We start from the raw sequence: 235 nt of genomic DNA, 5'->3' as shown, positions 1-235 counted from the left end.
CCGGTGTCGAAGGCACGTGGGCCGAGTACTTCACCGCGCCTGCCAGTAGCGTCATTCCTATACCGGACGCCATCGATGATGAAATGGCCGCGCAGCTTATTGCCATGCCGATGAGCGCCTTGATGCTCATTGAGTTTTTAGAACTAGAAAAAGGTCAATGGGTCATTCAAAATGCCGCCAATGGCGCAGTTGGTGAATCGCTTGCGATGTTGGCAGCTGAGCGCGGTATCAATAC

Annotated in this window: 1 pseudogene; it reads left to right on the top strand. The window is 53.6% G+C overall.

Features of this window, described 5'->3' with window-relative positions:
• Window positions 1–235: pseudogene (locus AAEY83_RS18535) on the top strand (zinc-binding dehydrogenase); the annotation flags it as partial.

The organism is Psychrobacter sp. TB20-MNA-CIBAN-0197, assembly GCF_040309765.1.
Classification (GTDB): Bacteria; Pseudomonadota; Gammaproteobacteria; order Pseudomonadales; family Moraxellaceae; genus Psychrobacter; species Psychrobacter submarinus.
This window is presented reverse-complemented; position numbering and strand designations above follow the sequence as displayed.